The organism is Kribbella sp. WER1 (genome assembly GCF_054189145.1).
Window position 1 is genome coordinate 6,062,818 of the sequence record NZ_CM135186.1, and the last position, 23,684, is coordinate 6,086,501.

Genomic DNA, 23,684 nt, shown 5'->3' on the forward strand with positions numbered 1-23,684 from the left:
GACCGAGGACATCGGAGAGATATCGGCCCCCGCGGGGCCCTGACGAAGGAGCAGAGTTGACCACGTACACGCTTCCCGACCTCCCCTACGATTACAGCGCCCTGGCGCCGAGCATCGCCGGCGAGATCATGGAGCTGCACCACGACAAGCACCACGCGACCTACGTGAAGGGTCTGAACGACACCCTCGACAAGCTGGCCGAGGCCCGCGACAAGGGTGACTTCGGCGCCATCGTCGGGCTGGAGAAGACGCTGGCCTTCAACCTCGGTGGGCACGTCAACCACTCGATCTTCTGGAAGAACCTGTCCCCGGACGGCGGCGACAAGCCGGACGGCGAGCTGGGCGCGGCGATCGACGAGTTCTTCGGCTCGTTCGACTCCTTCCAGGCGAACTTCACCGCGAGCGCGACCACCATCCAGGGCTCCGGCTGGGCGATCCTCGGCTGGGACGCGCTGGGCGGCAAGCTGCTGATCCACCAGCTGTACGACCAGCAGGGCAACCTGCCGGCCGGGCAGATCCCGATCGCCATGCTGGACATGTGGGAGCACGCGTTCTACCTGCAGTACAAGAACGTGAAGCCCGACTACGTCAAGGCGTGGTGGAACGTCGTCAACTGGGCCGACGCGCAGGCCCGCTTCGACGCGGCCCGTTCCGGCGCGAGCGCGCTGATCGCCGGCGCCTGAGACACCCCGTAGTACGACGAAGGGCGCCCGGCTCCGGCCGGGCGCCCTTCGTGCTGTCAGCCACAGAAGTCCGCGATCACCGGGGCGATCGCGGCCGTCTTGATCATGTGGTTCTGGCCCGGTACCTCGGTGTGCGCCGAGCCCGGGACCGCGTCCGCGAGGGCCTGGTTCGACGCCTTCATCCAGCCGGGGCTCTTGCCGCCGTTCACGACCAGGACGGGCTGGTCGATCGGCGCCCACTGGGTCGCGTCCATCGGTTCGCCGAAGCAGTTCCCGCCGACCACCTGCGCGTCGTACGGCAGCGTGTGCGCGATCGCCCGCATGTTCTTCCATGCCGGCATCAGCTTCATCATCGTGACCAGGATCCCGGGCAGCCCGATGCCCTTGGTGAAGAAGTACCTGATCGCGTCGTCGGGTCCGAGCGCGGTCAGGTCCGCGACCCAGCTGCGCGGGATCTGCTTGCGGCTGTCGTCGACGACGTACGGCGGCTCGAACGCGACCAGCTTCTCGACCGGCAGCCCGGCCGCGGTCGCCCGGAGCGCGAGCGCCGCGCCGGACGAGGAACCGTAGACGGACGCCGATCCGCCGGCCGCCTCGATCACCGCGGCCAGGTCCTCGATCTCGCGGTCCACGGCGTACACGTCGCCGTCCCCGGAGTCGCCGCGGCCGCGGCGGTCGTAGTTGTAGACGGTGAACCGGTCGGCGAGCGCCTCGGCGAGCTCGGGCATCGGGCCCTGCGCGCGGGAGCAGAGCGCGCCGTCGACGAGGACCAGCGCGGGTCCGCTGCCCCGCCGGTCGTAGGCGATCGTGGTGCCGTCCTTGGAAATCACGGTGAACATGTCGTCCTCCTGTACGAGTCGGTCATTCACCCGTGCGTCGAAAGGGTCCGGGCGCCGATCGACAGCATGTGACCTAGATCACTCAGCAGGCGGCGGCGCGCTCGAGCAGCAGCTTCCGCTCGCGCTCGTTGCGGGTCAGCGCGGCCGCCTTCTCGAACTCGGCGCGGGCCTCGTCCAGGCGGCCGAGCTTGAACAGCAGGTCGCCGCGGACACTCGGCAGCAGGTGGTAGTCCTTCAGCGACGGGTCGTCGGCGAGCAGGTCGACCGCCTGCAGTCCGCGTTCGGGGCCGAACGCCATCGAGATCGCGACCGCCTGGTTGAGCTCGATCACCGGCGAGGGCGTGACCTGCGCGAGGACGGCGTACAGGCCGGCGATCCGGGCCCAGTCGGTGTCGTCCGGGTCGGCGGCCCGGGCGTGGCAGGCGGCGATCGCGGCCTGCAGCAGGTACGGGCCGGGCGGCTTCTCCAGGGCCCAGGCGCGTTCGATGCCCTCGAGTCCGCGGCGGATCAGCAGCCGGTCCCAGCGGCGGCGGTCCTGCTCGAGCAGCAGCACGGGCTCGCCGTCCGGACCGGTCCGGGCGCTCGCGCGGGAGGACTGCAGCTCCATCAGCGCGAGCAGGCCGAGTACTTCGGGTTCGGTCGGCATCAGCTCGACGAGCAGCCGGCCGAGGCGCATCGCCTCGTTGCAGAGCGCCGGGCGCATCCAGTCGTCGCCGGCGGTCGCGGAGTACCCCTCGTTGTAGATCAGGTACACGACCTCGAGCACGGACTGCAGCCGGTCGAGCAGTTCCGGCCCGGACGGCACCTCGAACTCGACGCCCGCCTTCGCCAGGTTCCGCTTGGCCCGGACGATCCGCTGCGCGATCGTCGCCTCCGGGGCGAGGAACGCGCGGGCGATCTCGTCGGTCTTCAGGCCACCGAGCAGCTTGAGTGTCAGTGACACACGGGCGTCCGTCGTCAGCACCGGGTGGCACGCGGTGAACACGAGCCGGAGCAGGTCGTCCTCGATGTGGTCCTCGAGGATCGCCTCCACGTCGTCCTCGACCGAGTCGCCGTCGATCTCCAGCTCGTGCCCCATCTCGGCGAGCTTGCGCTGGTACGTCTCCTTCCGCCGGATCAGGTCGATCGCCCGGCGCTTCGCGATCGCCATCAGCCAGGCACCCGGATTCTTCGGTACGCCGGACTCCGGCCACTGCTCCAACGCCGCCACCAGCGCGTCCTGCGCCAGCTCCTCGGCCAGCCCGACGTCCCGGACGATCCGCGCCACCCCCGCGACAATCCGCGCCGACTCGATCCGCCAGACCGCGTCGACGGCCCCCTGCGCCTCGGTTACCGTCACCCGCCGATAGTAGACAGGTTGGTGGGTGGGGGCGGTCCGCCAGGCCATCACAATCGGTCGCCCCTGCGGGGCTCAGGCGGGAGGCGGCCGAGGTCTCGGCAGTTGTGATGGCCTGGGTGTCCGTCTACTCGAGGCGCCAGAGGGTGGTGGTTTCGCCTGTTCGTGCTCGGCGGTGCCGCGGCCTCACCTCCCGCCGACCGGCCACCCGTAGCCCACCGTCGCGAATCAGCTCGGCCACCTCATCCCGGCCGCGAAGGCCGAACTGTTCCGCCAGGCTTGAGAGGACCAGCCACACCTCGCCTCCCGGGCGGAGGTGCTCGCGGGCGGTCCGCAGGAAGTCGCGGAGCATTCGGCCGTCTTCGTCGTACACCGCCTGGTAGAGCAGCGTGAGCGGCTTCGCGGGGATCCATGGTGGATTGCAGACGATCAGATCCGCCTGACCTGACGGGAACAGATCGGTCTGCTGCACCTCGGCGTCGGTCCGAAGGCGTCGCAGGTTCGCGCGGGCGCAGGCGACCGCGCGCGGGTTGTTGTCTGTGGCAACCACCCGGCGGATCCCCCGCCGGGCGAGTAACGCCGCGAGCAACCCGGTGCCTGTCCCGATGTCGAACGCCGTAGTGCGGATGGATCCGCTCGCCGAGCGCCGGTACGTACACCCCGCGGAGGCGGAGTTGGTGCGCACCGATCACGCCCAGCAGTTCCCGCAGCGGTACCCAGCGCGCTGTGCCGGGTACGCCGTACGCCTCGTGGCAGGCGGCTCATACGTCGGGTGCCCGGCGCAACGTGATGCGGTGATCGTCCAGCGGGATCAGCAGCGCGTTGAGTACGCGGACCCGGTCCGCCTGGTGCCGCCGTTGCTCGTGGAACGAGCCGTCGCGCGGAGATGGAGTCGTCGACATGCATGGGTCGTCCCTGCCGGTGTGAAGTGACAATGGGCAGCACGGCTCGACCCCGACGCCGGAGTGGCGCGGGGGGAGCGGACGACGGAGTTAGAGAACTACTGCCGCATGTCTGGGCGAGGTCACCGCATCACTGTAGACAGGAACGCGGTCGTCCGCTCCTGCTCCTCCGCGGTCCCGACCGGCGCGAGCATCGCGTCGGTCGCTCCGGCGTCCCGGATACGCCCGAGTTGTCTGCCGATCGCCGCCTCGTCGCCGGCCAGCAGTACGCCGGCCGGCCCGTCGACACCTTCCCGTTCGAACATCGCCCGGTACTCCGGGACCTGTCCCGCCAGCGCGAACTCCGCCGCGAACCGCGCGCGTACGGCGTCCTCGGCGGACGTCAGGCACACAGCAAACCCTGCCACGACCCGCGGTATCCGACTCCCGGCAGCCCGCGTGATGGCCGGCACGACGTGGTTGCTGAGTGCCCGAGGTCCGGTCATCCAGGTGACCGTCCCGTCGGCGAGCTCACCCGCGACCTTCAGCATCACCGGCCCCAACGCCGCCACCAGGACCGAGGGGCGGTCCTCCGACGGCGGGGTGAGTTGGGCAACGGCTGTGTAGTACGTGCCGTGGTGGTCGACTGGCTCGCCTCGGAGTAGCGGGCGGAGGACTTCGAGGTACTCGCGGAGGCGGGTGGCCGGGTGGTCCGTGGGGAGGCCGTACATGGTGCCGACCATTCGGGCGATGCCGGCGCCGATGCCGAGGGTCAGGCGGCCGTCGACCGCGGCCTGGGTGGTGAGGGCCTGGCGGGCCAGGAGGAGCGGGTGGCGTTGGGGGAACGGGACGACCGCCGTGCCCAGCTCTGTCCCGACCGGGCCGACAGTGGCGAGGGTGGTCAGGGCGTCCCAGCCGATGCCGTCCGAGATCCACGCGGACCGGACGCCGGCCGCGGCCGCCGCACGGATCTGGCGGGTGATGTCGGGGAGTGGGGCCGGGCCGCGGACGTCGCCGAAGGCCATACCGATGTGCATGGGATCTCCTCATAAGTGGGGTACCACCCCGGTTATCTCCGGTACGATATGGGGGCCCACCCCAGTTACGCAAGGAAGCCCGAGATGCGAGCCGATGCCCAGCGCAACCGCGACCGCCTGGTGGCCGTCGCGGCCGACGTGATCGGGGAGCGTGGCGCGGATGCTTCGCTGGAGGAGATCGCGCGCCGCGCCGGCGTCGGCTCGGCGACGCTGCACCGGCACTTCGGCGGCCGGATCGCGCTGCTGGAGGCGGTCTTCCGGAGCAGTATCGACGCGGTCTGCGCGCAGGCGACCGAGCTGCTCGACGACCCGGATCCCCTGCGGGCGTTGACAACCTGGCTGCACGCGGTGGTCGCGCACGCCACCGGCAGCCGCGGTCTGGCGACGGCGCTCGTGATGAGCGGCGACTGCGGTTCGGACGCGCACGCCCGCCTGCTGGCCGCCGGCCGGAAGCTGCTCGACCGCGCTCAGGCCGCGGGCGCCGTACCGCGGGAGACGCGGATCGAGGACCTGCTGAAGCTCGCGAACGGCATCTCACTGGCCAGCGGCGACGACCCCGATCAGGCGGCCCGACTGCTCACTCTGGCAATCCGGGGGATAGCACCGCCACGCACCGAATAGACTTCGTGACCGGAAACCCCCAGACGAACGCATGAGGTTTGCTGTGCTCACCATGCAGGACGCGCTGCTCGCGCTGACGAAGTACTGGACCGACCGGGGCTGCATGGTCGTGCAGCCGTTCAACACCGAGGTCGGTGCCGGGACGCTGAACCCGGCGACCATCCTGCGGGTGCTCGGTCCCGAGCCGTGGCGGGTGGCGTACGTCGAGCCGAGTGTCCGGCCGGACGACAGCCGGTACGGGGAGAACCCGAACCGGCTGCAGACGCACACCCAGTTCCAGGTGGTGCTGAAGCCGGACCCGGGCAACCCGCAGGAGCTGTTCCTGGACAGCCTCGAGGCGCTCGGGATCGACATCGACGCGCACGACGTGCGGTTCGTCGAGGACAACTGGGCGAACCCGGCGACCGGCTCCTGGGGGCTCGGCTGGGAGGTCTGGCTGGACGGCCTGGAGATCACCCAGTTCACGTACTTCCAGCAGGCCGGCGGGATGACGCTGGACCCGGTGTCGGTGGAGATCACCTACGGCATCGAGCGGATCATGATGGCGCTGCAGGGCGTCTCGCACTTCAAGGAGATCGCCTACGCGCCGGGCATCTCGTACGGCGAGGCGTTCGGCCAGGCCGAGTACGAGATGAGCCGGTACTACCTCGACGACGCGGACGTGGAGTCGCAGAAGCGGCTGTTCGAGGAGTACGCGAACGAAGCCCGCCGGATGATCGACGACCGGCTCCCGGTGCCCGCGCATATCCAGGTCCTGCGGTGTTCGCACACGTTCAACGTCCTCGACGCCCGCGGCGCCGTGAGTACGACGGAGCGCGCGAAGGCGTTCGGCCGGATGCGGACGCTGGCCCGCGAGGTGTCGCGGCTGTGGGCGGAACGCCGCGAGGAGCTGGAGCACCCGCTGGGGCTCGCGGAGCTCCCGCCGGCGGCGCCGGAGCCGACCGAGTTCCCGGCGATCAACGGCACCCGGCAGCTGACGTTCGAGATCGGCACCGAGGAGATGCCGCCGTCGGAGGTCACCAAGACCGTCGCCGCGGTGCAGGCCGCGCTGGAGGAGAAGCTGGCCGCGACCCGGCTCGAGCACGGCAAGATCACGACGTACGCGACGCCGCGCCGGGTGGTCGCGTTCGTGGCCTCGGTGCATGCGGGCGAGCCGGATGCGGAGCGGGTGGTGCGCGGTCCGAAGAAGGCGGCCGCGTACGACGCCGACGGCAACCTGACGAAGGCCGCCGCCGGGTTCGCCCGCGGGCAGAAGGTCGACGAGAGCGAGCTGCACGACCTGGACGTCGACGGCGTCGAGTACGTCGCGGTCACCAAGCCGGACCCGGGTCGCGGTGCGGCCGAGGTGCTTAGCGGCGTACTCAGCGAGATCGTTGCGGGCCTGCGCTCGGACAAGAACATGCGCTGGAACGACGCCAAGCTGTCCTTCACCCGGCCGATCCGCTGGCTGGTCGCGCTGCTCGGTGACGAGATCGTCCCGGTCTCCGTCTCCAGCCTGGCCGCCGGCCGTACGACGCGGGTGCACCGGACCGCGGCACAGCCGAAGGTCGAGATCGCGGCCGCCGAGGGCTACCTGGACCTGCTCCGGATCCACGGTATCGAGGCCGACCCGGCGCGCCGCCGGGCGACGATCGTCGAGGCGGCGGCCGACCTGTCCGCGAAGGTGCAGGGCACGGTCGACGTCGAGGGCGAGGCCGCGCTGGTCGACCAGATCGTCAACCTGATCGAGGAGCCGACGCCGATCCTGGGCGGGTTCGCGCCGGAGTACCTGGATCTGCCGAGCGAGATCCTGACGACCGTGATGCGCAAGCACCAGCGGTACCTGCCGGTGCGCGACCATGACGGCAAGCTGCTCCCGCACTTCGTTGCCGTGGCCAACGGTTCGGTGAACGAGGACGTCGTCCGGGCGGGCAACGAGGCGGTACTGCGGGCCCGGTACGAGGATGCTGCGTTCTTCTGGCGGGCCGACCTGGACACGCCGCTGGAGTCGATGAAGGGCGAGCTGGAGAAGCTGGCCTTCGAGGAGCGGCTCGGCTCGATGGCCGACCGGGCGGGGCGGATCGGGCGGATCGCCCTGAAGCTGGCGGACCAGGTCGAGTTGGACGGCGACGAGCTGACCACGGTGAAGCGGGCGGCCGAGCTGGCGAAGTTCGACCTCGGCTCGCAGATGGTCGTCGAGCTGACCAGCCTGGCCGGCACGATGGCCCGCGAGTACGCCAAGCGCGCGGGCGAGAGCGACGCGGTCGCGCAGGCGCTGTACGACATGGAGCTTCCGCGGTCGGCCGGTGACCCGGTCCCGTCGACGACTCCGGGTGCGCTGCTGGCGCTGGCGGACCGTTTCGACCTGCTGGCCGGGTTGTTCGGCATCGGTGCGAAGCCGACCGGTAGCTCGGACCCGTTCGCGCTCCGGCGGGCCGCGGCCGGGGTGGTTGCGATCCTGCGTGAGCACCCGGAGCTGCGGGCGATCACGTTGCCGGTCGGGCTGCGGGCGGCCGCGGACGAGATCGGTGCCCAGGGCATCGACGTACCGGCGGAGTCGCTCGACGAGGTCGCCGACTTCACCGTACGGCGCTACGAGCAGCAGCTGCTCGATCGCGGCGACGACCACCTGCAGGTGGCGGCGGTGTTGCCGCTGGCAACTGCTCCGGCGGCCGCGGATGAGACTTTGAAGGCGCTGCAGGAGCTGGTTGGCAACAGCGACTTCGCCGGTCTGGTCGCGGTACTGCAACGGGTCCGGCGGATCGTGCCGGATGGTACCGAGGCGGAGTACGACCCGGCGAAGCTCACCGAGCCGGCTGAGGTCACGCTGCACGAGATCGTCCAGAAGATCGGGCAGGCCCCGACGGGCTTGTCCGAGTTCGTCGCCGCGACGTCCGTCCTGGTCGAGCCGGTGAACGCGTTCTTCGACGAGATCCTGGTGATGGCCAAGGAGCCGGACGTCCGGGCAGCTCGCCTCGGCCTGCTCGCCACGATCAGCAAACTGGCCGCCCCGGTCCTCGACTGGCAGGCCCTCGGCACGAGCCTGAGCCCGTCGGAATGAACGCAGAACAGGTTGCCGCCAGAGCCGAGCGCATCGCGCCGGCTCTGCGCGAGCACCTGTTGCTGACACCGTTCGTGCGGTACGACGTGGTCAGCGAGGACGTCGGTGCGGACGTCCTCGTGAAGTGTGAGCATCAGCAGCGGACCGGGTCGTTCAAGGCCCGGGGCGCGATGGCGAAGGTGCTGACGCTGACCGACGAGCAGCGGGCGGCGGGCGTGGTGACTGCTTCTACCGGTAACCACGGCCTCGGCGTCGGCAACGCGCTGGCGACGCTCGGCGGGCACGGCATCGTCTACCTGCCGGAGAACGCCGCGCCCGGCAAGGTCGCCGCCCTCCGACGGCTCGGCCTGGAGTTGCGGGCCGAGGGCAACGACACGGGCGTGCTGGAGACGAAGGCCCGCGCGTACGCCGCGGAGCACGGCCTCACGTACGTCCCGCCGTACAACGACCCGGAGATCGTCGCCGGCCAGGGTACCGTCGGCGTCGAGATCCTCGAGCAGCTCGCCGGACAACCGCTGGACGCGGCCGTGGTCGCAGTCGGTGGCGGCGGCCTGATCAGCGGCGTCGCCGCAGTACTCAAGAAGCACCTGCCGGACATCAAGGTGTACGGCGCCCAGCCGGCCGCCGACGACGCGATGGCGGCGTCCGTTCGGGCCGGGGAGATCGTCCAGGTCGACGCCGGCGAGACCTTGTCGGACGGTACGGCGGGCAGCGTCGAGCCGGGGAGTATCACGTTCGGCCTGTGCCGCGAGCTCGTCGACGACTGGGTGCTGGTCTCCGAGGACGCGATCCGGGACGCGCTGCGCCTGGTCATCGACACCGAGCACCAGCTGATCGAGGGCGCGGCGGCGCTGGCGTTCGCGGCCGCGCGGGAACGGCGTACCGAGCTGGCCGGCCGGCGGGTCGCGGTGGTGTCCTGCGGCGGCAACATGTCGTCGTCGACCTTGGCGCGCGCCCTTGCGTGAGCTCGTCGTGCTCGGGACCGGCAGCCAGGTGCCGTCCCGGGAGCGGACGCAGAACGGGTACTTCCTGCGCTGGGACGACGAGGGGTTCCTGTTCGACCCGGGCGAGGGTACGCAGCGGCAGATGATCTTCGCCGGGGTGTCGGCGGGGGCGATCACCCGGCTGTGCGTGACGCACTTCCACGGTGACCACTGCCTCGGACTGCCCGGGGTCGTGCAGCGGCTGTCGCTGGACGGCGTACCGCATCCGGTGCATGCGCACTACCCGGCGTCGGGGCAGCCGTACTTCGACCGGTTGCGGTACGCCGCGTCGTTCTTCGAGCGGGCCGAGCTGCTGGAGGAGCCGGTGGCGGAGGACGGGCTGCTGGCGGTCGGGTCGTTCGGGCAGTTGTGGGCGCGCCGGCTGGAGCATTCGATCGAGTCGTTCGGGTACCGGCTGGTCGAGCCGGACGGACGGCGGATGCTGCCCGGGCGGCTCGCGGAGTACGGCGTGACCGGGCCGGACGTCGGGCGGCTGCAGCGGGCCGGGTCGATCGAGGTGGGTGGGCGGACCGTGCGGGTCGAGGACGTCAGCGAGGTACGGCGAGGGCAGCGGTTCGCGTTCGTGATGGACACCCGGCTGTGCGCGAACGTACTGCGGCTGGCCGAGGACGCCGATCTGCTGGTGATCGAGTCGACGTACCTGTCGGGCGAGGCGGAGCTGGCCCGCCGGTTCGGGCATCTGACCGCGCGGCAGGCGGCCCGGGTGGCGGCCGAGTGCGGCGTCCGGAAGCTGGTGCTGACGCATTTCTCGCAGCGCTACCTGGAGCCGGAACGGTTCCACGATGAGGCGGCGAAGGAGTTCTCGGGCGAGGTCGTCGTGGCGTCGGATCTCAGCAGAATCTCAGTTCCAACCCGTCGCTAGCGAACAGTTCGTTACGGCCGGGCGAACACGCCTGAACCGGGAGGACGGCATCATCGGCCGGGATTAGCATTGCCCGCGAATGTAACGGCCGACTCTCAGGAGCAACCTCTCGTGCGCACTCCCCGTCCAGTTCCGGCGGCCGTGGCGTTGGTTGTTCTGGGAGCAGCGGCAGGCGTGACGGTCTGGCGTCCCTGGGAAGGCGCGGACGCGGCCGGCGGCCCGAGTGGGATCAGCGTGTCGCGTAGCCAATGCGGCCAGGGTTGGCCGGACCCACGGACCGGGCGCCAGGTGCTGACCGTGCACAACACCGGGGACGCACCGGCCGAGGTCGACGTGGTCGAGGTCGGGAGCCAGAAGGTGTACGGCGAGGTCGAGGGCCTCGGGCCGAACACGAGCGCGCAGCTCGACGTCCAGCTCGGCGCCGGGAAGTACGCGATCCGCTGCCTGATCGAGGACACCGACGCGATCACCGGCCCGACCGTCACGGTCAGCGGCGACGGGCAGGGCGGACCGGCCGTCGTACCGGTGACGAAGAACGACATGCTGCCGCTGGTGAAGAAGTACGAGGCCGGTGTCGCCCAAGGTGTCGCGGGCCTGGTGACGAAGACCGACAAGCTGCGCGCGGACGTGGACGCCGGTGACCTGGCCGCGGCCCGGACCGACTGGCTGACGGCGCACCTGGCCTACAACTCGCTCGGTGCGGCGTACGGCGCGTTCGGCGACTTCGCCGACAAGATCGACGGCTCCGACGCCGGGTTCCATCCGCTGGAGAAAGGCCTGTGGCACAACGCATCCGCCGCGGTCCTGAAGCCGATCGCGGACCAGCTGGCCGCCGACGTCCACGGCCTGCAGAAGGACCTGCCCAACCAGCAGGTCGATCCGAACGACCTCGGCCTGCGCGCCCACGAGATCCTGGAGAACACGCTCCAGTTCGAGCTCACCGGCGAGAACGACCAGGGCAGCGGTACGTCGCTGAACACCGCGCTCGCGAACCTGAACGGTACGGCGAACGTGCTGGCCGTCCTCGACCCGGTCCTCAAGCCCCGGTACGCCGACCTGCCGCAGGTGCAGAAGTGGGAGGCCCGGGTGCGAGCGCTCCTGGTCGCGCACCAGAACACGCCGGTCGGCAAGCTGGACCACACGACCCGGCAGCAGCTGAACGGCGCGGTCGGCGAACTCCTGGAGAAGCTCGCGCCCGTCGCCGCGATCTGCGACGTACGGAGGACCGGATGAGCGGGTTCGACCGGCGGGCCTTCCTGCGTGGGACGTTGGCCGGGGCCGGTGCGGCCGCGGTGGCCGGGGTGACGTTGAACGCGGACGCGGCGGTGCCGGCGTCGGTGGCGTTCCACGGCGTACATCAGGCCGGCATCGTCACACCCCAGCAGAAGCAGGCGATCTTCGCGTCGTTCGACGTGATCGCGGCGGACAAGGGCGAGCTGACCGACCTGTTCCGGACGTTGACCGAGCGGGCGCGGCTGCTCACGACCGGCGGAGCCCTGCCCCCGTTGGGGATCACCGCGCCGCCGGCCGACTCCGGCGTCCTCGGGCCGGACATGCCGGGCGACGACCTGACGGTCACTGTCGGCGTCGGCGCTTCGCTGTTCGACGCGCGGTACGGTCTCGCGAAGCTGAAGCCGGCGAAGCTCACCGCGATGAAGGAGTTCCCGAACGACAGCCTCGACGAGGCCTTGTGCCACGGGGATCTGAGCCTGCAGCTGTGCGCGTCCGACGCCGACATCGTGCTGCACGCGCTGCGCGACATCGCCCGGCACACGCGCGGCGCGATGCAGCTGCGCTGGCGGGTCGACGGCTTCCAAAGCCCGCCGCGGCCGGCCGGTACGCCGCGCAACCTGATGGGCTTCAAGGACGGCATCGTCAAGCCGGCGTCCGCCGACCACGACAAGCTCGTGTGGGTCGGCAAGGGCAACGGCGAGCCCGCCTGGACCGAGGGCGGCAGCTACCAGGTGCTGCGGCAGATCCGGATGCTCGTCGAGTTCTGGGACCGGGTGTCGGTCGGCGAGCAGGAGAACATGTTCGGCCGCCGCCGGGACACCGGTGCGCCGCTGGACGGCAACAGCGAGACCGACGTGCCGGACTACGCGGCCGACCCGACCGGCGGGGCGATCCCGCTGACCAGCCACATCCGCAAGGCGAACCCGCGGACGCCGGACACCGCGTCCAGCCAGTTCCTGCGGCGTGGCTACAACTACGACAAGGGCACCGACGTGGTCGGTGACCTGGACATGGGCCTGCTGTTCTGCGCCTACCAGCAGGACATCGCCCGGCAGTTCGAGGCTGTCCAGACCCGGCTGACCGACGAGCCGCTCGTCGACTACATCCGGCCGGTCGGTGGCGGCTATTTCTTCACGCTTCCCGGTGTACGGGACGGCAACGACCACTTCGGGCGGTCGTTGCTCGCATGAGGTACTCAGCATGAGTCATCCAGGAGGAGAAGGCATGCGCGCAAGACTCCCTGTCGCCGCCACGGCCGTTGCGGCCGCGACGGGCTTGTTGCTGGCCGCCTGTGGCGCGCCCGGCGCCGCCCAGCAGGTGACCAACGCCGGTGCGGCGTTCACCGCGGCCGACGCCGCGTCGTACCACCCGGCGGGGACCACCACGCCGATCAAGCACGTGGTGGTGATCTTCGGCGAGAACATCTCGTTCGACCACTACTTCGGCACCTACCCGAAGGCGGCCAACACCGACGGCACGCCGTTCACCGCCGCCCGGCACACGCCGAAGGTCAACGGCCTGTCCGGCAAGCTGCTGACGAACAACCCGAACGCGTACAACCCCAAGCGGCTGGCGCCGTCGCAGGCACTGACCTGCGACCAGAACCACGGCTACTCTGCCGAGCAGAAGGCCGCGAACGGCGGCAAGAACGACAAGTTCGTCGAGTACACCGAGACCGACAAGTGCACCGGGCAGCCCGTCCTGTTCGGTGAGCCGGGCCTGGTGATGGACTACTACGACGGCAACACCGTCACCGCGATGTGGAACTACGCCCAGCACTACGCGATGAGCGACAACTCGTTCGACACCGTGTACGGACCGTCGACCCCGGGCGCGCTGAACCTGATCTCCGGGCAGACCCACGGCGGCCAGGCGTACGACCCGAAGACCGGGCAGCCGACCACCGACGCGTACGCCGTCCAGTCGCCGGACAAGAACGGCATCGGGACAATCACCAACGACCCAGACCCGATCTACGACGACTGCTCGAACAACAACGGCAAGTCCTCGAACAACCTGGCCGGCATGCACGGGCAGAACATCGGTGACCTGCTGAACAAGCAGAACGTCACCTGGGGCTGGTTCCAGGGCGGCTTCAAGCCGACCACGACCACCAACGGCAAGGCCGTCTGCGGCTCGACGCACACCAACATCGGCGGCAACGCGGCGACCGACTACAGCCCGCACCACGAGCCCTTCCAGTACTACAAGTCGACCGCGAACCCGAAGCACCTGCCGCCGTCGTCGGTGGCCGCGATCGGCCACACCGACCAGGCCAACCACCAGTACGACACGTCGGACTTCGACGCGGCGCTGGCGGCGAACAACCTTCCGGCGGTCAGCTTCCTGAAGGCCGGCGAGTACCAGGACGGTCACGCCGGGTACTCCGACCCGCTGGACGAGCAGGCGTTCGTCGTCAAGGAGATCAACGCGCTGCAGAAGTCGCCGGAGTGGAAGTCGACCGCGGTCGTCCTCGCCTACGACGACTCCGACGGCTGGTACGACCACGTGAAGTCCCCGATCGTGAACGGCTCGAACGACGCCGCCCTCGACCAGGCCGCGCTGTGCGGCACCAAGCACGTCGCCGGCGGGTACGCCGACCGCTGCGGCTACGGCCCGCGGCTGCCGCTGCTGGTCGTCTCGCCGTACGCGAAGACCAACCACGTCGACCACGCGCTGACCGACCAGACCTCGGTCCTGAAGTTCATCGAGGACAACTGGCGGACCGGCCGGATCGGTGACCACTCGTTCGACGAGCGGGCCGGCAGCCTGAACAGCATGTTCAGCTGGTGGTCGCACCCGAACACCAAGCAGCTGATCCTCGACCCGAAGACCGGCGCCGTCGTCAGCTAAGCGCTTCCCCGAATGCCCTGGTCGGCGAGGAAGTCGTCGATCAGGGCATTCACTTGTTCTGGGGACTCCAACGCCGCCAGGTGCGCCGATTGTTCGAGCACGACGAAGCGCGCCCCCGGGATCGAATCGGCCATCTCCTCGGTCTCCGCAACCGGGAACGTCGCGTCCTCGGCACCCGCGACGACCAGCACCGGAGTGCGGATCTTCCCGAACAACGCTCGCTGGTCCGGGCGGTTCGGGACCACACTGGTGACCGCGTGCATGCCTGACCGAACGTTCACTGCGGCGGCCAGTTCGTTGACCTTGGCAACGACGTCGGGCTTGTCGCGTTTGGCCGTCGGCCCGAGGAACGCGTCCCGGACCGGGCCTTTGAGCGGCCCACGGATCCCACCCAGCAGCCGGGCCGCCTGCACGAGGACGCCGTACTCCGCCTTCTGTCTGAGACCGGCCGGTGACGCCGTCGCGTTCATCAGCACGGCGACGCCGATCCGGTCCGGGTGCAGCGCGGCGAACGTACCGCCGATCATCCCGCCCCAGCTGTTGCCGATGACATGCACCGTGTCGGCCTGCAGTTCGTCGACGATCTGAAGGATCACCTCGGCGCACTGCTCGAAGGTGAAGGGCCCCGCCAGCGGTTCGCTCGCGCCGTGCCCCGGCGGATCCACGAGGATCACCTGGAAGCGGTCCTTGAAGTGCGCGGCCTGCGCCGACCAGACAGTGCCGTCCATCAGGAGGCTCGGCCAGCAGAGCATCGCGGGGCCCGACCCGTCGACGCGCAACCGGATCCGGCCCAGCACGGTCCCGACGTACCGATCCATGCCTGAACGGTACTGGTCAGGGCTGCGGAATCGCGGCGTTGAGGCGCGTCGTCAGCGCACGGATCGCGTCGATCAGCTCCGGCGGGTCCTGGACCTCGAACGGCAGGCCGAGGATGCCGAGGTACGCCGCGATCTGGTCGAGTCCGTGCGCGCCGGTCTCGACCAGCGTGGTGGTCTCGTCGATCGCGGTCACCGAGGCGACGTTCGGGCCGTACCGGTCGGCGACCTCCGCGGCGGACGCGTGCACCAGGATCCGCGCCTGGTAGCGGTAGCCGCCGTACGCGACGCCGCGGTTCGTACTGTTCAGCTCCGGTACTTCGCGGGGCGTGAACCGCGGGCCGGTCGGGGTCCGCGGCTCCAGCCGGTCGACGCGGAACGTGCGCCAGTCCTCACGGTCGAGGTCCCACGCGACCAGGTACCACCGCCGCCCGGTGTGCACCAGGCGGTGCGGCTCGGTGCTGCGGGTGGTCGCCGTACCGTCGTGGTTGCGGTAGTCGAAGCGCAGCCGGTAGTGGTCGCGGCAGGCGGCGGCGACGGCCAGCAGTACGTCGGGCTGGACGGACGGGCCGCCCGCGGGCGTGACAGCGACCTGCTGGAGGAGTTCGATCCGGTACCGCAGGCGGGACGGCAGGACCTGCTCCAGCTTGGTCAGGGCGCGGACGGACGCCTCCTCGGTGCCCGCGACGGTGCCGTTGGCCGCGGCGCGCAGACCGACCGCGACGGCGACCGCCTCCTCGTCGTCGAGCAGCAGCGGCGGGAGCGCGGCACCGGCGCCGAGGCGGTAGCCGGCCACGCCCGGTACGGCGTCGACCGGGTAGCCGAGGTTGCGCAGCTTGTCGACGTCCCGGCGGACGGTCCGGACGCCGACGCCGAGCTCACCGGCCAGGGCGGCACCGCTCCACTCCTTGGGCTGCTGCAGGAGGCTCAGGAGCTTGAGCAGTCGTGCGGACGTTTCGATCATTCTCTGATTCTCGCAGCTGGTTAGGACCGGAGATGTCCTAACCAGGCAGGAGAGTAGAGCCATGATCAAGGAATTCAGCATCGACATCCCGCAGAGCACGCTCGACGACCTCGCCGCCAAGCTGGCGAGTGCCCGGTTCCCCGCACCGCTGCCCGGCGACGACTGGACCACCGGCGTCCCGGTGTCCTGGCTGTCGTCGCTGGTCGAGTACTGGCGGACGTCGTACGACTGGCGGGCGGCGGAGGAGGAGCTGAACGCGTACCCGCAGTACCTCGCCGAGATCGACGGGCAGCGGATCCACTTCATCCACGTCCGGTCGGCAGAGCCGAACGCGTTGCCGCTGCTGCTGACGCACGGCTGGCCCGGGTCGATCGTCGAGTTCCTGGACCTGATCGGGCCGCTGACCGACCCAGTGGCGCACGGCGGGCAGGCGTCGGACGCGTTCCATGTGGTGATTCCGGCGCTGCCCGGGTTCGGGTTCTCCGGGCCGACCGTGGACGACAACTGGACGTTCGAACGGATCGCGCGGGCGTGGGTGGCGCTGATGGCGGAGCTCGGGTACGAGAAGTACGGCGTCCAGGGTGGGGACCTCGGCGGATCGGTGTCGCCGGAGGTCGGGCGGGTGGCGCCGGCGGCCGTCGTCGGCGTACACACGAACGGCGGCACGAACCTGCCGCCGCTGCAGATCTCCGACGAGGAGCTGCAGACGCTGACGCCGCTCGAACAGGACAAGATGGCGCGGATCGCGCAGTTCATGAAGGACGAGTTCGGCTACATCTCGATCCAGTCGACCCGGCCACAGACGCTCGGCTACGGACTGGTGGACTCACCGGTCGCGCAGCTGGCCTGGATCATGGACAAGTTCAACGCCTGGACCTGGCCGGGCGATGTGTTGCCGGAGGCAATCATCGGCAAGGACCGGCTGCTCACCAACGTGATGCTGTACTGGCTGACCGGCACCGGCGGGACCGCGGCGTACATCGGGTACGCGCAGCCGCGGTCGTGGGCGCCGCGGCCGAACTCCGGTGTGCCGACCGCGGTGCTCGCCACCGCCCACGACGTCGCGATCCGCCGCTACTGCGAGACCTCCAACACCATCACCCGCTGGACCGACCTCGACCACGGCGGCCACTTCGCCGCCCTCGAGATCCCCGAGGAACTGATCACCGACGTCCGCGAGTTCTTCCACGACCTGCGGGGCTGAGAGGCCCCGGCGCGCTCAGCTGAAGTCTGTCGACCTGGTCAGGTCGGCCCACGCCGCCGCCTCCTCGGCCCGCGACCGCGACGAGCTCTCCGCGAGCGCGAGTGCGTCGCTGCCGAGGAGCAGGCGGAGCGGCGGGTTCTCCAGTTCGACGACCTGCAGGATCGCGCTCGCGGCTCGTGCCGGGTCGCCCGGCTGCTTGCCGTCGGTCTCCAGCCGCCGCCGGTGCATCTCGCCGACCGTCTCCTCGTAGTCCGGGTGCACCTCGTGCAGCTGCATCGACGAGCCGCCCCAGTCGGTCCGGAACCCGCCCGGCTCCACGATCGTCACCTTCACCCCGAACGGCCGGACCTCGTTGTTCAGCACCTCCGAGAAACCCTCGACCGCGAACTTCGCCGTCTGGTAAGCGCCCATCCCCGGCGTCCCACCGGCCCGTCCGCCGATCGACGAGAACTGCAGGAAGTGCCCGCTGCGCTGCTCCCGGAGCACCGGCAGCGCCGCCTTCGTCACGTTCACCACCCCGAACAGGTTCGTCTCGACCTGTGCCCGGAAGTCCGCGTCAGCCATCTCCTCGATCGCCGCACTGTTCGCGTAGCCCGCGTTGTTCGCCACCACGTCCAGCCAGCCGAACTCCTCGACGGCCGTCCGGACGGCGGCCCGCGCGGCGTCGGCGTCCGTCACGTCGAGCGCCACCGCCCGGAGTTGTTCGCCGTACTTCGTGACCAGATCGTCGAGCTGTTCGGGCTTGCGGGCGGTCGCGACAACGCGATCGCCGGCCGCCAGCACCGCCTCGGTCAACGCCCGCCCCAGCCCGCGCGAACTCCCGGTGATCAGCCACACCTTGCTCATCTCTGCGTCCTAACTAACCAGTTGGTTGGATCTGATCTCCATCTAACCAACCGGTTGGTTATAAATCAACCAACCGGTTGGTTGGTAGGCTGCGACGCATGGAACGCAACGCAGACCGGACCCGCGCCCGCATCCTGGAGGCCGCCACCGAGGAGTTCGCCGCCCGCGGCATCGGCGGTGCGCGGATCAACCGGATCGCCGAGGTGGCCGGCTGCAACAAGGCGATGCTGTACGCGTACTACGGCAACAAGGACGAGCTGTTCGACGCGGTGTTCAGCGCGTCACTGGACAAGTACCTCGACGAGGTCGGGTTCGACGTGGACGACCTGCCGGCCTACGCGGGGAAGGTGTTCGACTACTTCGAGGACCATCCGGACCGGCTGCGGCTGTCGGTCTGGTACCGGCTGGAGCGGCCGGACGGGCGTCCGCTGGAGGCGATCATCGCGGTCAACCAGCGCCGGCTGGAGGAACTGCAGCGGGGGATGCGGCGACGGAGCGTGTCCAGGCGGTTCACCCCGGTGAGCCTGCTGTCGCTGATCCAGGCGATCGCGACCAGCTGGTCGTCGATGAACCCGGAGTACGGCGCGGAGCTCCCGGCGGCGAAGGTGCGGCGCACGGCGGTGGTGACCGCCGTGGAGCGGATTCTCAGCTAACTCATTGGTTCAGCCGATGGAGTTCTCAGTCTGGCGCGGTCTACTCGTATCAGAGGGAATTGGGCCGAGGAGGGCGACAGCAATGAACGAGAGCGCTGGACCGGGACCGTACAACGGTGGGCAGGCGCCGTACGGCGGACAGGGTGGGCACCAGCAGTACCCACAGGGGCCGTACCAGCAAGGGCCGTACCAGCAGGGCCCGTACCAGCCGGGTGCGCAGTACCAGCAGGCCGTGAACGGGCCGCAGTACCAGCCCGGGCCGTACGGTCCGCAGTACCCGTTCGGTGCGCCGCCGCAGCCGCCGAAGAAGCACCGGCGCCGGCTGCTCGGTGCCGGGGCGCTCGGGCTGGCCGCGGTGCTCGTCGCCGGATCGGTTGCCTGGGGCATCGACCAGCGGGCCGACGGGCACAACTCGGAGCTGTCGCAGAAGGCGTTCGACGCCTCGTCCGTCGCGGCGAGCATCTCGCCCGGGCTGGTCGACGTGAACACCGTGCTCGGGTACGAGAATGCGCGGGCGGCGGGCACCGGGATCGTGCTCACCTCCGACGGCGAGGTACTCACCAACCACCACGTGATCGAGGGCGCGACGTCCATCACGGTCACCGACATCGGCAACGGGAAGACCTACACGGCCGGCGTCGTCGGGTACGACGAGGCGCACGACATCGCCGTACTGAAGCTGAAGGACGCGTCCGGGCTGCAGACCGCGAAGACCGGGAACTCCGACCAGGTCAAGCTCGGCGACCAGGTCGTCGGGGTCGGGAACGCGGGCGGCGCCGGCGGTACGCCGAGCTACGCGGCCGGCAAGGTCACCGGGCTGAACCAGGCGATCACCGCGACCGACCAGAACGGGCAGGACCCGGAGAACCTCACGGGCCTGATCCAGACCGACGCGAACATCCAGGCCGGCGACTCCGGCGGCCCGCTGGTGAACTCCGGCGGCCAGGTGGTCGGTGTCGACGTGGCCGGCAACGGCGGCAGCAACGGCGGGCAGGGGCGTCCGGGGCAGAGCTCGGTGTCGACCGCTCAGGCCGCCACCGCGACGCTCGCCGCGTGGGGCGACGGGAACGGCAACGGCAACGGGAACGGTGACGGGTTCCCGTTCGGCAACGGCAACGGTTACGGCAATGGTTATGGAAATGGGTACGGGAACGGGAACGGCTCGGGCGACGGGTCCGGGAACAGCGACGGGTCGGGGAACGGGAACGGCTCGGGGAGCGGGACCGGGACGACGACCGAGGGGTACGCGATCCCGATCAACCAGGCGCTCGACATCGCCAAGCAGATCGAGAACGGGAAGTCTTCCACGTCGGTGCACATCGGCGACTCGGCGATGCTCGGGGTCTCGGTCGTGACCAGCACCGGTACCACCGGCGCGGTCGTCGGCGACGTACTCTCGACCGGCAACGCGAGCGCAGCCGGCATCACCGCCGGCGACGTGATCACCTCGTTCGCCGGTCACACGGTCGAGTCGCCCGACGCGCTGTCCGCGCTGCTCAACAAGCAACACCCGGGCGACAAGGTCGAGGTCGGCTGGACCGACCAGAACGGCCAGACCCACAAGGCCACCGTCCAACTCATCCAAGGCCCGGTCCGCTAGGCCCAGCGCACCCCCTCGCTCCCAGCGGACCGCCGATCGGACCCGCCGCTCCTCCTCCCCCTCGGAGCGCCGGGTCCGATCACTTGTGTCCGTCGAGTCGTGGAACGAGGTCGCGTTTTCTCGCCGAACTCCACGACTCGGCGAAGCCGGCGCGAACCATCCGCCACGAGTCGGCGTGCGTCAGGTGAGCGCGTCGAGGAAGTGCGGGTGTGCCGGCGCCCAGCCGAGGCTGCGTGCGCGGGCGTTCGAGCCCCCGCGAGCCCACGGCGTGCGCGTGGATCCGCCCGGCGCCGCCGAGGCCGACCCGCCGGATAGCGCCGGCACGGCCGACCCGCCGGACGGTGCCGGTACGGGCGACGGCCCGGGTGGTGCTGGTGTGGGCGACGGTCCCGGCGGTGCTGGTGCGGGAGCGCCTACGGAGTCGGCGAACGCCGGGGCCCAGGTGGAGGCGGGGAGGGGGTGGTTGTCGACGATGTTCAGCGGGCCTGAGGGCCAGGTGAGGGCTTCGAGGGCGGCTTGGGCGGCGTCTTCGACGTGCAGGAAGCTGGTGATGTCGGGGCCGGTGGGGAGTGGGGTGGTCGCCATCAGGCCGCCTTTGGTGTACCAGGTGCCGGGGCCGTAGAGCAGGCCGTAACGCAGGGCGACCCACTCCGGGGCCTCCGCGGTGATCGTCTCCAGCGTGGCGACGGCGTCGACCGTGGCACGGCGGGCCTCGTCGGTGGAGCGGACGTCCAGCGGCGTGGACTCGTCGGCCGGCGTGGAACCGGGCTCGTAGGCCCACGCGATGCTCTGCGCGACCACCCGGCGTACTCCGGCCGCGAGCGCGGCGTCCACCAGGTTGCGGGTGCCTTCGCGCCGGATCCGGCTGTTCGCGGCGAAGTCCCGCGTCCCGAGGTCCGTCAACTGGTGGATCACCACCTCCGGCCGCGCCGCGGCCACCAGTTCGTGCAACCCGTCCCGGTCGTACACGTCCCCGGCCACCCACCCCGGGCTGTTCCCGCCCCGCCGGCTGAGCGCGGTCACTTGGTGGCCTCCGGCAACGAGGAGCGGAACCAGCAGCCGGCCGACGGCGCCGGACGCACCGGCCACGAAGATCCTCATGCGCACCACGGTAGGGAATCCACCGCCGCGACCCCTGGTCCAATCGGTGAGCGGTTTCCCGGTCCATTTCCGCCGCGGTGAACAAGCGTTTACGATTCCTGAGTAAACAGCAGTTCACCCCTGTGAGGATCCGCTTGCCTGCCCGTCCCCGCCTGATTCTGTCCGCGCTCGCGTTCTGTGGTGTGCTGGTCTCGGTCAGTCAGACCATCGTCGTCCCGCTGCTCCCGTCCCTGCCCGCGATCACCCACAGCCCCGCGTCCGACGTCAGTTGGCTGATCACCGTCACGCTGCTGACCGGCGCGGTCTTCACCCCGCTGCTCGGCCGGGCCGGCGACATGTACGGCAAGCGCCGCGTACTGCTGATCGCGCTCTGCTCGATGGTCGTCGGCTCGCTGCTCTGCGCGACCAGCTCGAACCTGACCGTGCTGATCGTCGGTCGCGCGTTCCAGGGCGCCGCGGTCGCCGTCGTCCCGCTCGGGATCAGCATCCTGCGCGACGAGTTGCCGCCGCGCCGGGTGATCCCGGCGATCGCGATCATGAGCTCGACGCTCGGCATCGGCGCCGCGTTCGGTATCCCGGCCGCGACGCTCGTGGTCCAGTACGCGAACTGGCACACGATGTTCTGGATCAACCTCGGTCTCGGCCTGCTGGACATCGTCCTGGTGCTGCTGATCGTCCCGGAGTCCGCGGTCCGCAGTAGCGGGCGGTTCGACGTGGTCGGCGCGCTCGGGCTGAGTGCCTTCCTGGTCTGCCTGCTGCTCGCGGTCTCGAAGAGCAGCACCTGGAGTACGCCGGCCCTCGTCGGGCTGTACGCCGTCGCGGTGCTGCTGGTCCCGCTGTGGGGGTGGTACGAGCTGCGCACGATCAGCCCGCTCGTCGACCTGCGGGTGTCGGCGCGGCCCGCCGTACTGTTCACCAATCTGAGCGCGTTGCTGATCGGCTTCGCGTTCTACGCCAACTCGCTCTCCACGGCGCAGCTGGTGCAGGAGCCGAAGTGGACGGGGTACGGGCTGGGCGAACCGATCGTGGTCAGCGGACTGTGCCTGCTCCCGGGTGGTGTCGCGATGGTGCTGCTGTCGCCGGTGTCCGCCCGGATCTCCACCGCGAAGGGACCCCGGTTCACGCTGGGGATCGCGTCGGTGATCATGGCGGCCGGGTACGTCGTACGCCTGTTCACCAGCGGCAGCGTCGCCGGGATCGTGGTCGGCGCGACCGTGGTCAGTGCGGGAACGGCCGTGGCGTACTCGGCACTTCCGGCGCTGATCATGCATGCTGTGCCGGTGACCGAAACCGCCGCGGCGAACGGCCTCAACACGCTCATGCGCACGATCGGGCAGGCGATCTGCAGCACGATCGTCGCGACCGTCCTGGCGAACGTGACGATCTCCGAGGCCGGAAAGATCGCGCCCGCGCTGTCGGCGTACCTGATCGTGTTCGTGATCGCGGGGATCGCGGCCGCGGTCGCCGCCGGGCTGGTGCTGTTGATCCCGGTCCGCCGCCCGGAGCCGGCGTACGAGGTGACGACGCCGTGACCGATCCCGGGCGTCCGTCGATCCTCCGGGCCGCCCGGAAGGCGTTCGCGCGGGAGTCGTACGAGAAGGTCACGCTCCGCGGAGTGGCCGCGGACGCGGGCGTCAGCGCGGCACTGATCGTGAAGTACTTCGGCAGCAAGGAAGCGCTGTTCGAGCAGGTCGCGGACTTCAGCGAGGCGGCGCAGCTGCTGCTCGCGGCCCCGAACGAGCGGCTCGGCGAGCACGCCGTCCGGACCATCGTCGAGTACCGGCGCGAGAACGATCAGGACCTGCTGGTCCGGGTCGTGTTCGCGGCCGGCAAGGGCGACGAGCGGGCGCAGATCCGCGAGCACTTCCGCGACCAGGTGACGCGTGCCTTCGTGGCCCGGCTGACCGGTCCCGACGCCGCGCTCCGCGGCGCGCTGATCACCGCGCACCTCGTCGGCCTGGGCGCGCTGCTGGCGCTGGACAAGACCGGCCCGACCGCGGCCGCGAGCCCGGAGACGATCGCCGCCCTCTACGCTCCGGCGATCCAGCAGCTCATCCACTGATTGAACATCCGTCCTAGAATGTGGACGGAGGACTTGGCGGACGATGTGAC

The 23,684-nt window shown here is 70.2% G+C and carries 22 protein-coding genes; 13 read left to right on the top strand and 9 right to left on the bottom strand.

What is annotated here, in order from left to right:
• Positions 1–56 precede the first annotated feature (56 nt).
• Positions 57–683, top strand: coding sequence for a superoxide dismutase (locus tag ACXJJ3_RS29510; RefSeq protein WP_458165103.1), 627 nt, complete (start codon positions 57–59; stop codon positions 681–683).
• A 56-nt stretch (positions 684–739) separates the two neighbouring features.
• Here ACXJJ3_RS29510 and ACXJJ3_RS29515 read toward each other — a convergent pair whose 3' ends face one another.
• From ACXJJ3_RS29515 to ACXJJ3_RS29535, 5 genes are all read right to left on the bottom strand, one after another.
• A complete protein-coding gene (locus ACXJJ3_RS29515; protein WP_458165104.1) occupies positions 740–1,522 on the bottom strand; it encodes an alpha/beta fold hydrolase in 783 nt (260 codons plus the stop codon).
• 82 nt (positions 1,523–1,604) lie between these two features.
• Positions 1,605–2,861: an RNA polymerase sigma factor gene (locus ACXJJ3_RS29520; RefSeq protein ID WP_458165105.1), complete on the bottom strand. Its 1,257-nt coding sequence runs from the start codon at positions 2,859–2,861 to the stop codon at positions 1,605–1,607.
• Positions 2,862–2,985: 124 nt separating this feature from the next.
• Complete coding sequence (locus tag ACXJJ3_RS29525) at positions 2,986–3,543, bottom strand: methyltransferase (RefSeq protein ID WP_458165106.1); 558 nt, start codon at positions 3,541–3,543, stop codon at positions 2,986–2,988.
• Positions 3,544–3,619: 76 nt separating this feature from the next.
• Complete coding sequence (locus tag ACXJJ3_RS29530) at positions 3,620–3,760, bottom strand: hypothetical protein (RefSeq protein WP_458165107.1); 141 nt, start codon at positions 3,758–3,760, stop codon at positions 3,620–3,622.
• Between the two features lie 122 nt (positions 3,761–3,882).
• Complete coding sequence (locus tag ACXJJ3_RS29535; protein ID WP_458165108.1) at positions 3,883–4,776, bottom strand: TIGR03564 family F420-dependent LLM class oxidoreductase; 894 nt, start codon at positions 4,774–4,776, stop codon at positions 3,883–3,885.
• Positions 4,777–4,860: 84 nt separating this feature from the next.
• Here ACXJJ3_RS29535 and ACXJJ3_RS29540 point away from each other — a divergent pair, with 84 nt between their 5' ends.
• From ACXJJ3_RS29540 to ACXJJ3_RS29570, 7 genes are all read left to right on the top strand, one after another.
• Positions 4,861–5,397 carry a TetR/AcrR family transcriptional regulator gene (locus ACXJJ3_RS29540; RefSeq protein WP_458165109.1) on the top strand — a complete coding sequence of 179 codons (537 nt, stop codon included), beginning with the start codon at positions 4,861–4,863 and terminating at the stop codon, positions 5,395–5,397.
• 31 nt (positions 5,398–5,428) lie between these two features.
• The gene (locus ACXJJ3_RS29545; RefSeq protein ID WP_458165110.1) at positions 5,429–8,437 is read left to right on the top strand and encodes a glycine--tRNA ligase; all 3,009 of its coding nucleotides are present in this window, start codon (positions 5,429–5,431) and stop codon (positions 8,435–8,437) included.
• Positions 8,434–9,402 carry a pyridoxal-phosphate dependent enzyme gene (locus ACXJJ3_RS29550; protein ID WP_458165111.1) on the top strand — a complete coding sequence of 323 codons (969 nt, stop codon included), beginning with the start codon at positions 8,434–8,436 and terminating at the stop codon, positions 9,400–9,402. The genes ACXJJ3_RS29545 and ACXJJ3_RS29550 overlap by 4 nt, the downstream gene beginning before the upstream one ends.
• A complete protein-coding gene (locus ACXJJ3_RS29555; protein ID WP_458165112.1) occupies positions 9,395–10,303 on the top strand; it encodes a ribonuclease Z in 909 nt (302 codons plus the stop codon). Before ACXJJ3_RS29550 ends, ACXJJ3_RS29555 begins: the two co-directional genes overlap by 8 nt.
• Positions 10,304–10,477: 174 nt before the next feature.
• Positions 10,478–11,536: an EfeM/EfeO family lipoprotein gene (locus ACXJJ3_RS29560; RefSeq protein WP_458165113.1), complete on the top strand. Its 1,059-nt coding sequence runs from the start codon at positions 10,478–10,480 to the stop codon at positions 11,534–11,536.
• The gene (gene efeB / locus ACXJJ3_RS29565) at positions 11,533–12,726 is read left to right on the top strand and encodes an iron uptake transporter deferrochelatase/peroxidase subunit (RefSeq protein ID WP_458165114.1); all 1,194 of its coding nucleotides are present in this window, start codon (positions 11,533–11,535) and stop codon (positions 12,724–12,726) included. The genes ACXJJ3_RS29560 and efeB overlap by 4 nt, the downstream gene beginning before the upstream one ends.
• Before the next feature lie 34 nt (positions 12,727–12,760).
• Positions 12,761–14,389, top strand: a complete 1,629-nt coding sequence (locus ACXJJ3_RS29570; protein ID WP_458165115.1) for a phospholipase C — start codon at positions 12,761–12,763, stop codon at positions 14,387–14,389.
• Here ACXJJ3_RS29570 and ACXJJ3_RS29575 read toward each other — a convergent pair.
• Both ACXJJ3_RS29575 and ACXJJ3_RS29580 read right to left on the bottom strand, forming a co-directional pair.
• Positions 14,386–15,207, bottom strand: coding sequence for an alpha/beta fold hydrolase (locus tag ACXJJ3_RS29575; protein WP_458165116.1), 822 nt, complete (start codon positions 15,205–15,207; stop codon positions 14,386–14,388). The two genes, ACXJJ3_RS29570 and ACXJJ3_RS29575, sit on opposite strands and share 4 nt — an antisense overlap.
• Before the next feature lie 16 nt (positions 15,208–15,223).
• Positions 15,224–16,168 carry a helix-turn-helix transcriptional regulator gene (locus tag ACXJJ3_RS29580; protein ID WP_458165117.1) on the bottom strand — a complete coding sequence of 315 codons (945 nt, stop codon included), beginning with the start codon at positions 16,166–16,168 and terminating at the stop codon, positions 15,224–15,226.
• 61 nt (positions 16,169–16,229) lie between these two features.
• Between ACXJJ3_RS29580 and ACXJJ3_RS29585 the strand changes: the two genes are divergently transcribed.
• Positions 16,230–17,372, top strand: coding sequence for an epoxide hydrolase family protein (locus ACXJJ3_RS29585; RefSeq protein WP_458165118.1), 1,143 nt, complete (start codon positions 16,230–16,232; stop codon positions 17,370–17,372).
• A 15-nt stretch (positions 17,373–17,387) separates the two neighbouring features.
• Here ACXJJ3_RS29585 and ACXJJ3_RS29590 read toward each other — a convergent pair whose 3' ends face one another.
• On the bottom strand, positions 17,388–18,218 hold the full coding sequence (locus ACXJJ3_RS29590) for an oxidoreductase (RefSeq protein ID WP_458165119.1): 831 nt from the start codon (positions 18,216–18,218) through the stop codon (positions 17,388–17,390).
• Between the two features lie 98 nt (positions 18,219–18,316).
• Between ACXJJ3_RS29590 and ACXJJ3_RS29595 the strand changes: the two genes are divergently transcribed.
• Both ACXJJ3_RS29595 and ACXJJ3_RS29600 read left to right on the top strand, forming a co-directional pair.
• On the top strand, positions 18,317–18,871 hold the full coding sequence (locus tag ACXJJ3_RS29595; protein ID WP_458165120.1) for a TetR family transcriptional regulator: 555 nt from the start codon (positions 18,317–18,319) through the stop codon (positions 18,869–18,871).
• A gap of 82 nt (positions 18,872–18,953) precedes the next feature.
• Positions 18,954–20,471, top strand: a complete 1,518-nt coding sequence (locus tag ACXJJ3_RS29600) for a S1C family serine protease (RefSeq protein WP_458165121.1) — start codon at positions 18,954–18,956, stop codon at positions 20,469–20,471.
• Positions 20,472–20,651: 180 nt separating this feature from the next.
• On the opposite strand, the gene ACXJJ3_RS29605 is transcribed toward ACXJJ3_RS29600, so the two are convergent.
• Positions 20,652–21,572, bottom strand: coding sequence for an NAD-dependent epimerase/dehydratase family protein (locus tag ACXJJ3_RS29605; RefSeq protein ID WP_458165122.1), 921 nt, complete (start codon positions 21,570–21,572; stop codon positions 20,652–20,654).
• 134 nt (positions 21,573–21,706) lie between these two features.
• Here ACXJJ3_RS29605 and ACXJJ3_RS29610 point away from each other — a divergent pair, with 134 nt between their 5' ends.
• Positions 21,707–23,104 (top strand): MFS transporter, encoded by a 1,398-nt coding sequence (locus ACXJJ3_RS29610; RefSeq protein ID WP_458165123.1) that lies wholly within the window; start codon positions 21,707–21,709, stop codon positions 23,102–23,104.
• Positions 23,101–23,634 (top strand): TetR/AcrR family transcriptional regulator, encoded by a 534-nt coding sequence (locus tag ACXJJ3_RS29615; protein WP_458165124.1) that lies wholly within the window; start codon positions 23,101–23,103, stop codon positions 23,632–23,634. Before ACXJJ3_RS29610 ends, ACXJJ3_RS29615 begins: the two co-directional genes overlap by 4 nt.
• Positions 23,635–23,684 lie beyond the last annotated feature (50 nt).

Coding starts and splice junctions, on each gene's coding strand:
- ACXJJ3_RS29515 (WP_458165104.1), bottom strand. CDS start 1,522: ATGTTCACCGTGATTTCCAAGGACGGCACCACGATCGCCTACGACCGG.
- ACXJJ3_RS29530 (WP_458165107.1), bottom strand. CDS start 3,760: ATGTCGACGACTCCATCTCCGCGCGACGGCTCGTTCCACGAGCAACGG.
- ACXJJ3_RS29535 (WP_458165108.1), bottom strand. CDS start 4,776: ATGCACATCGGTATGGCCTTCGGCGACGTCCGCGGCCCGGCCCCACTC.
- ACXJJ3_RS29540 (WP_458165109.1), top strand. CDS start 4,861: ATGCGAGCCGATGCCCAGCGCAACCGCGACCGCCTGGTGGCCGTCGCG.
- ACXJJ3_RS29545 (WP_458165110.1), top strand. CDS start 5,429: ATGAGGTTTGCTGTGCTCACCATGCAGGACGCGCTGCTCGCGCTGACG.
- ACXJJ3_RS29550 (WP_458165111.1), top strand. CDS start 8,434: ATGAACGCAGAACAGGTTGCCGCCAGAGCCGAGCGCATCGCGCCGGCT.
- efeB (WP_458165114.1), top strand. CDS start 11,533: ATGAGCGGGTTCGACCGGCGGGCCTTCCTGCGTGGGACGTTGGCCGGG.
- ACXJJ3_RS29570 (WP_458165115.1), top strand. CDS start 12,761: ATGCGCGCAAGACTCCCTGTCGCCGCCACGGCCGTTGCGGCCGCGACG.
- ACXJJ3_RS29575 (WP_458165116.1), bottom strand. CDS start 15,207: ATGGATCGGTACGTCGGGACCGTGCTGGGCCGGATCCGGTTGCGCGTC.
- ACXJJ3_RS29580 (WP_458165117.1), bottom strand. CDS start 16,168: ATGATCGAAACGTCCGCACGACTGCTCAAGCTCCTGAGCCTCCTGCAG.
- ACXJJ3_RS29585 (WP_458165118.1), top strand. CDS start 16,230: ATGATCAAGGAATTCAGCATCGACATCCCGCAGAGCACGCTCGACGAC.
- ACXJJ3_RS29590 (WP_458165119.1), bottom strand. CDS start 18,218: ATGAGCAAGGTGTGGCTGATCACCGGGAGTTCGCGCGGGCTGGGGCGG.
- ACXJJ3_RS29595 (WP_458165120.1), top strand. CDS start 18,317: ATGGAACGCAACGCAGACCGGACCCGCGCCCGCATCCTGGAGGCCGCC.
- ACXJJ3_RS29600 (WP_458165121.1), top strand. CDS start 18,954: ATGAACGAGAGCGCTGGACCGGGACCGTACAACGGTGGGCAGGCGCCG.
- ACXJJ3_RS29605 (WP_458165122.1), bottom strand. CDS start 21,572: ATGAGGATCTTCGTGGCCGGTGCGTCCGGCGCCGTCGGCCGGCTGCTG.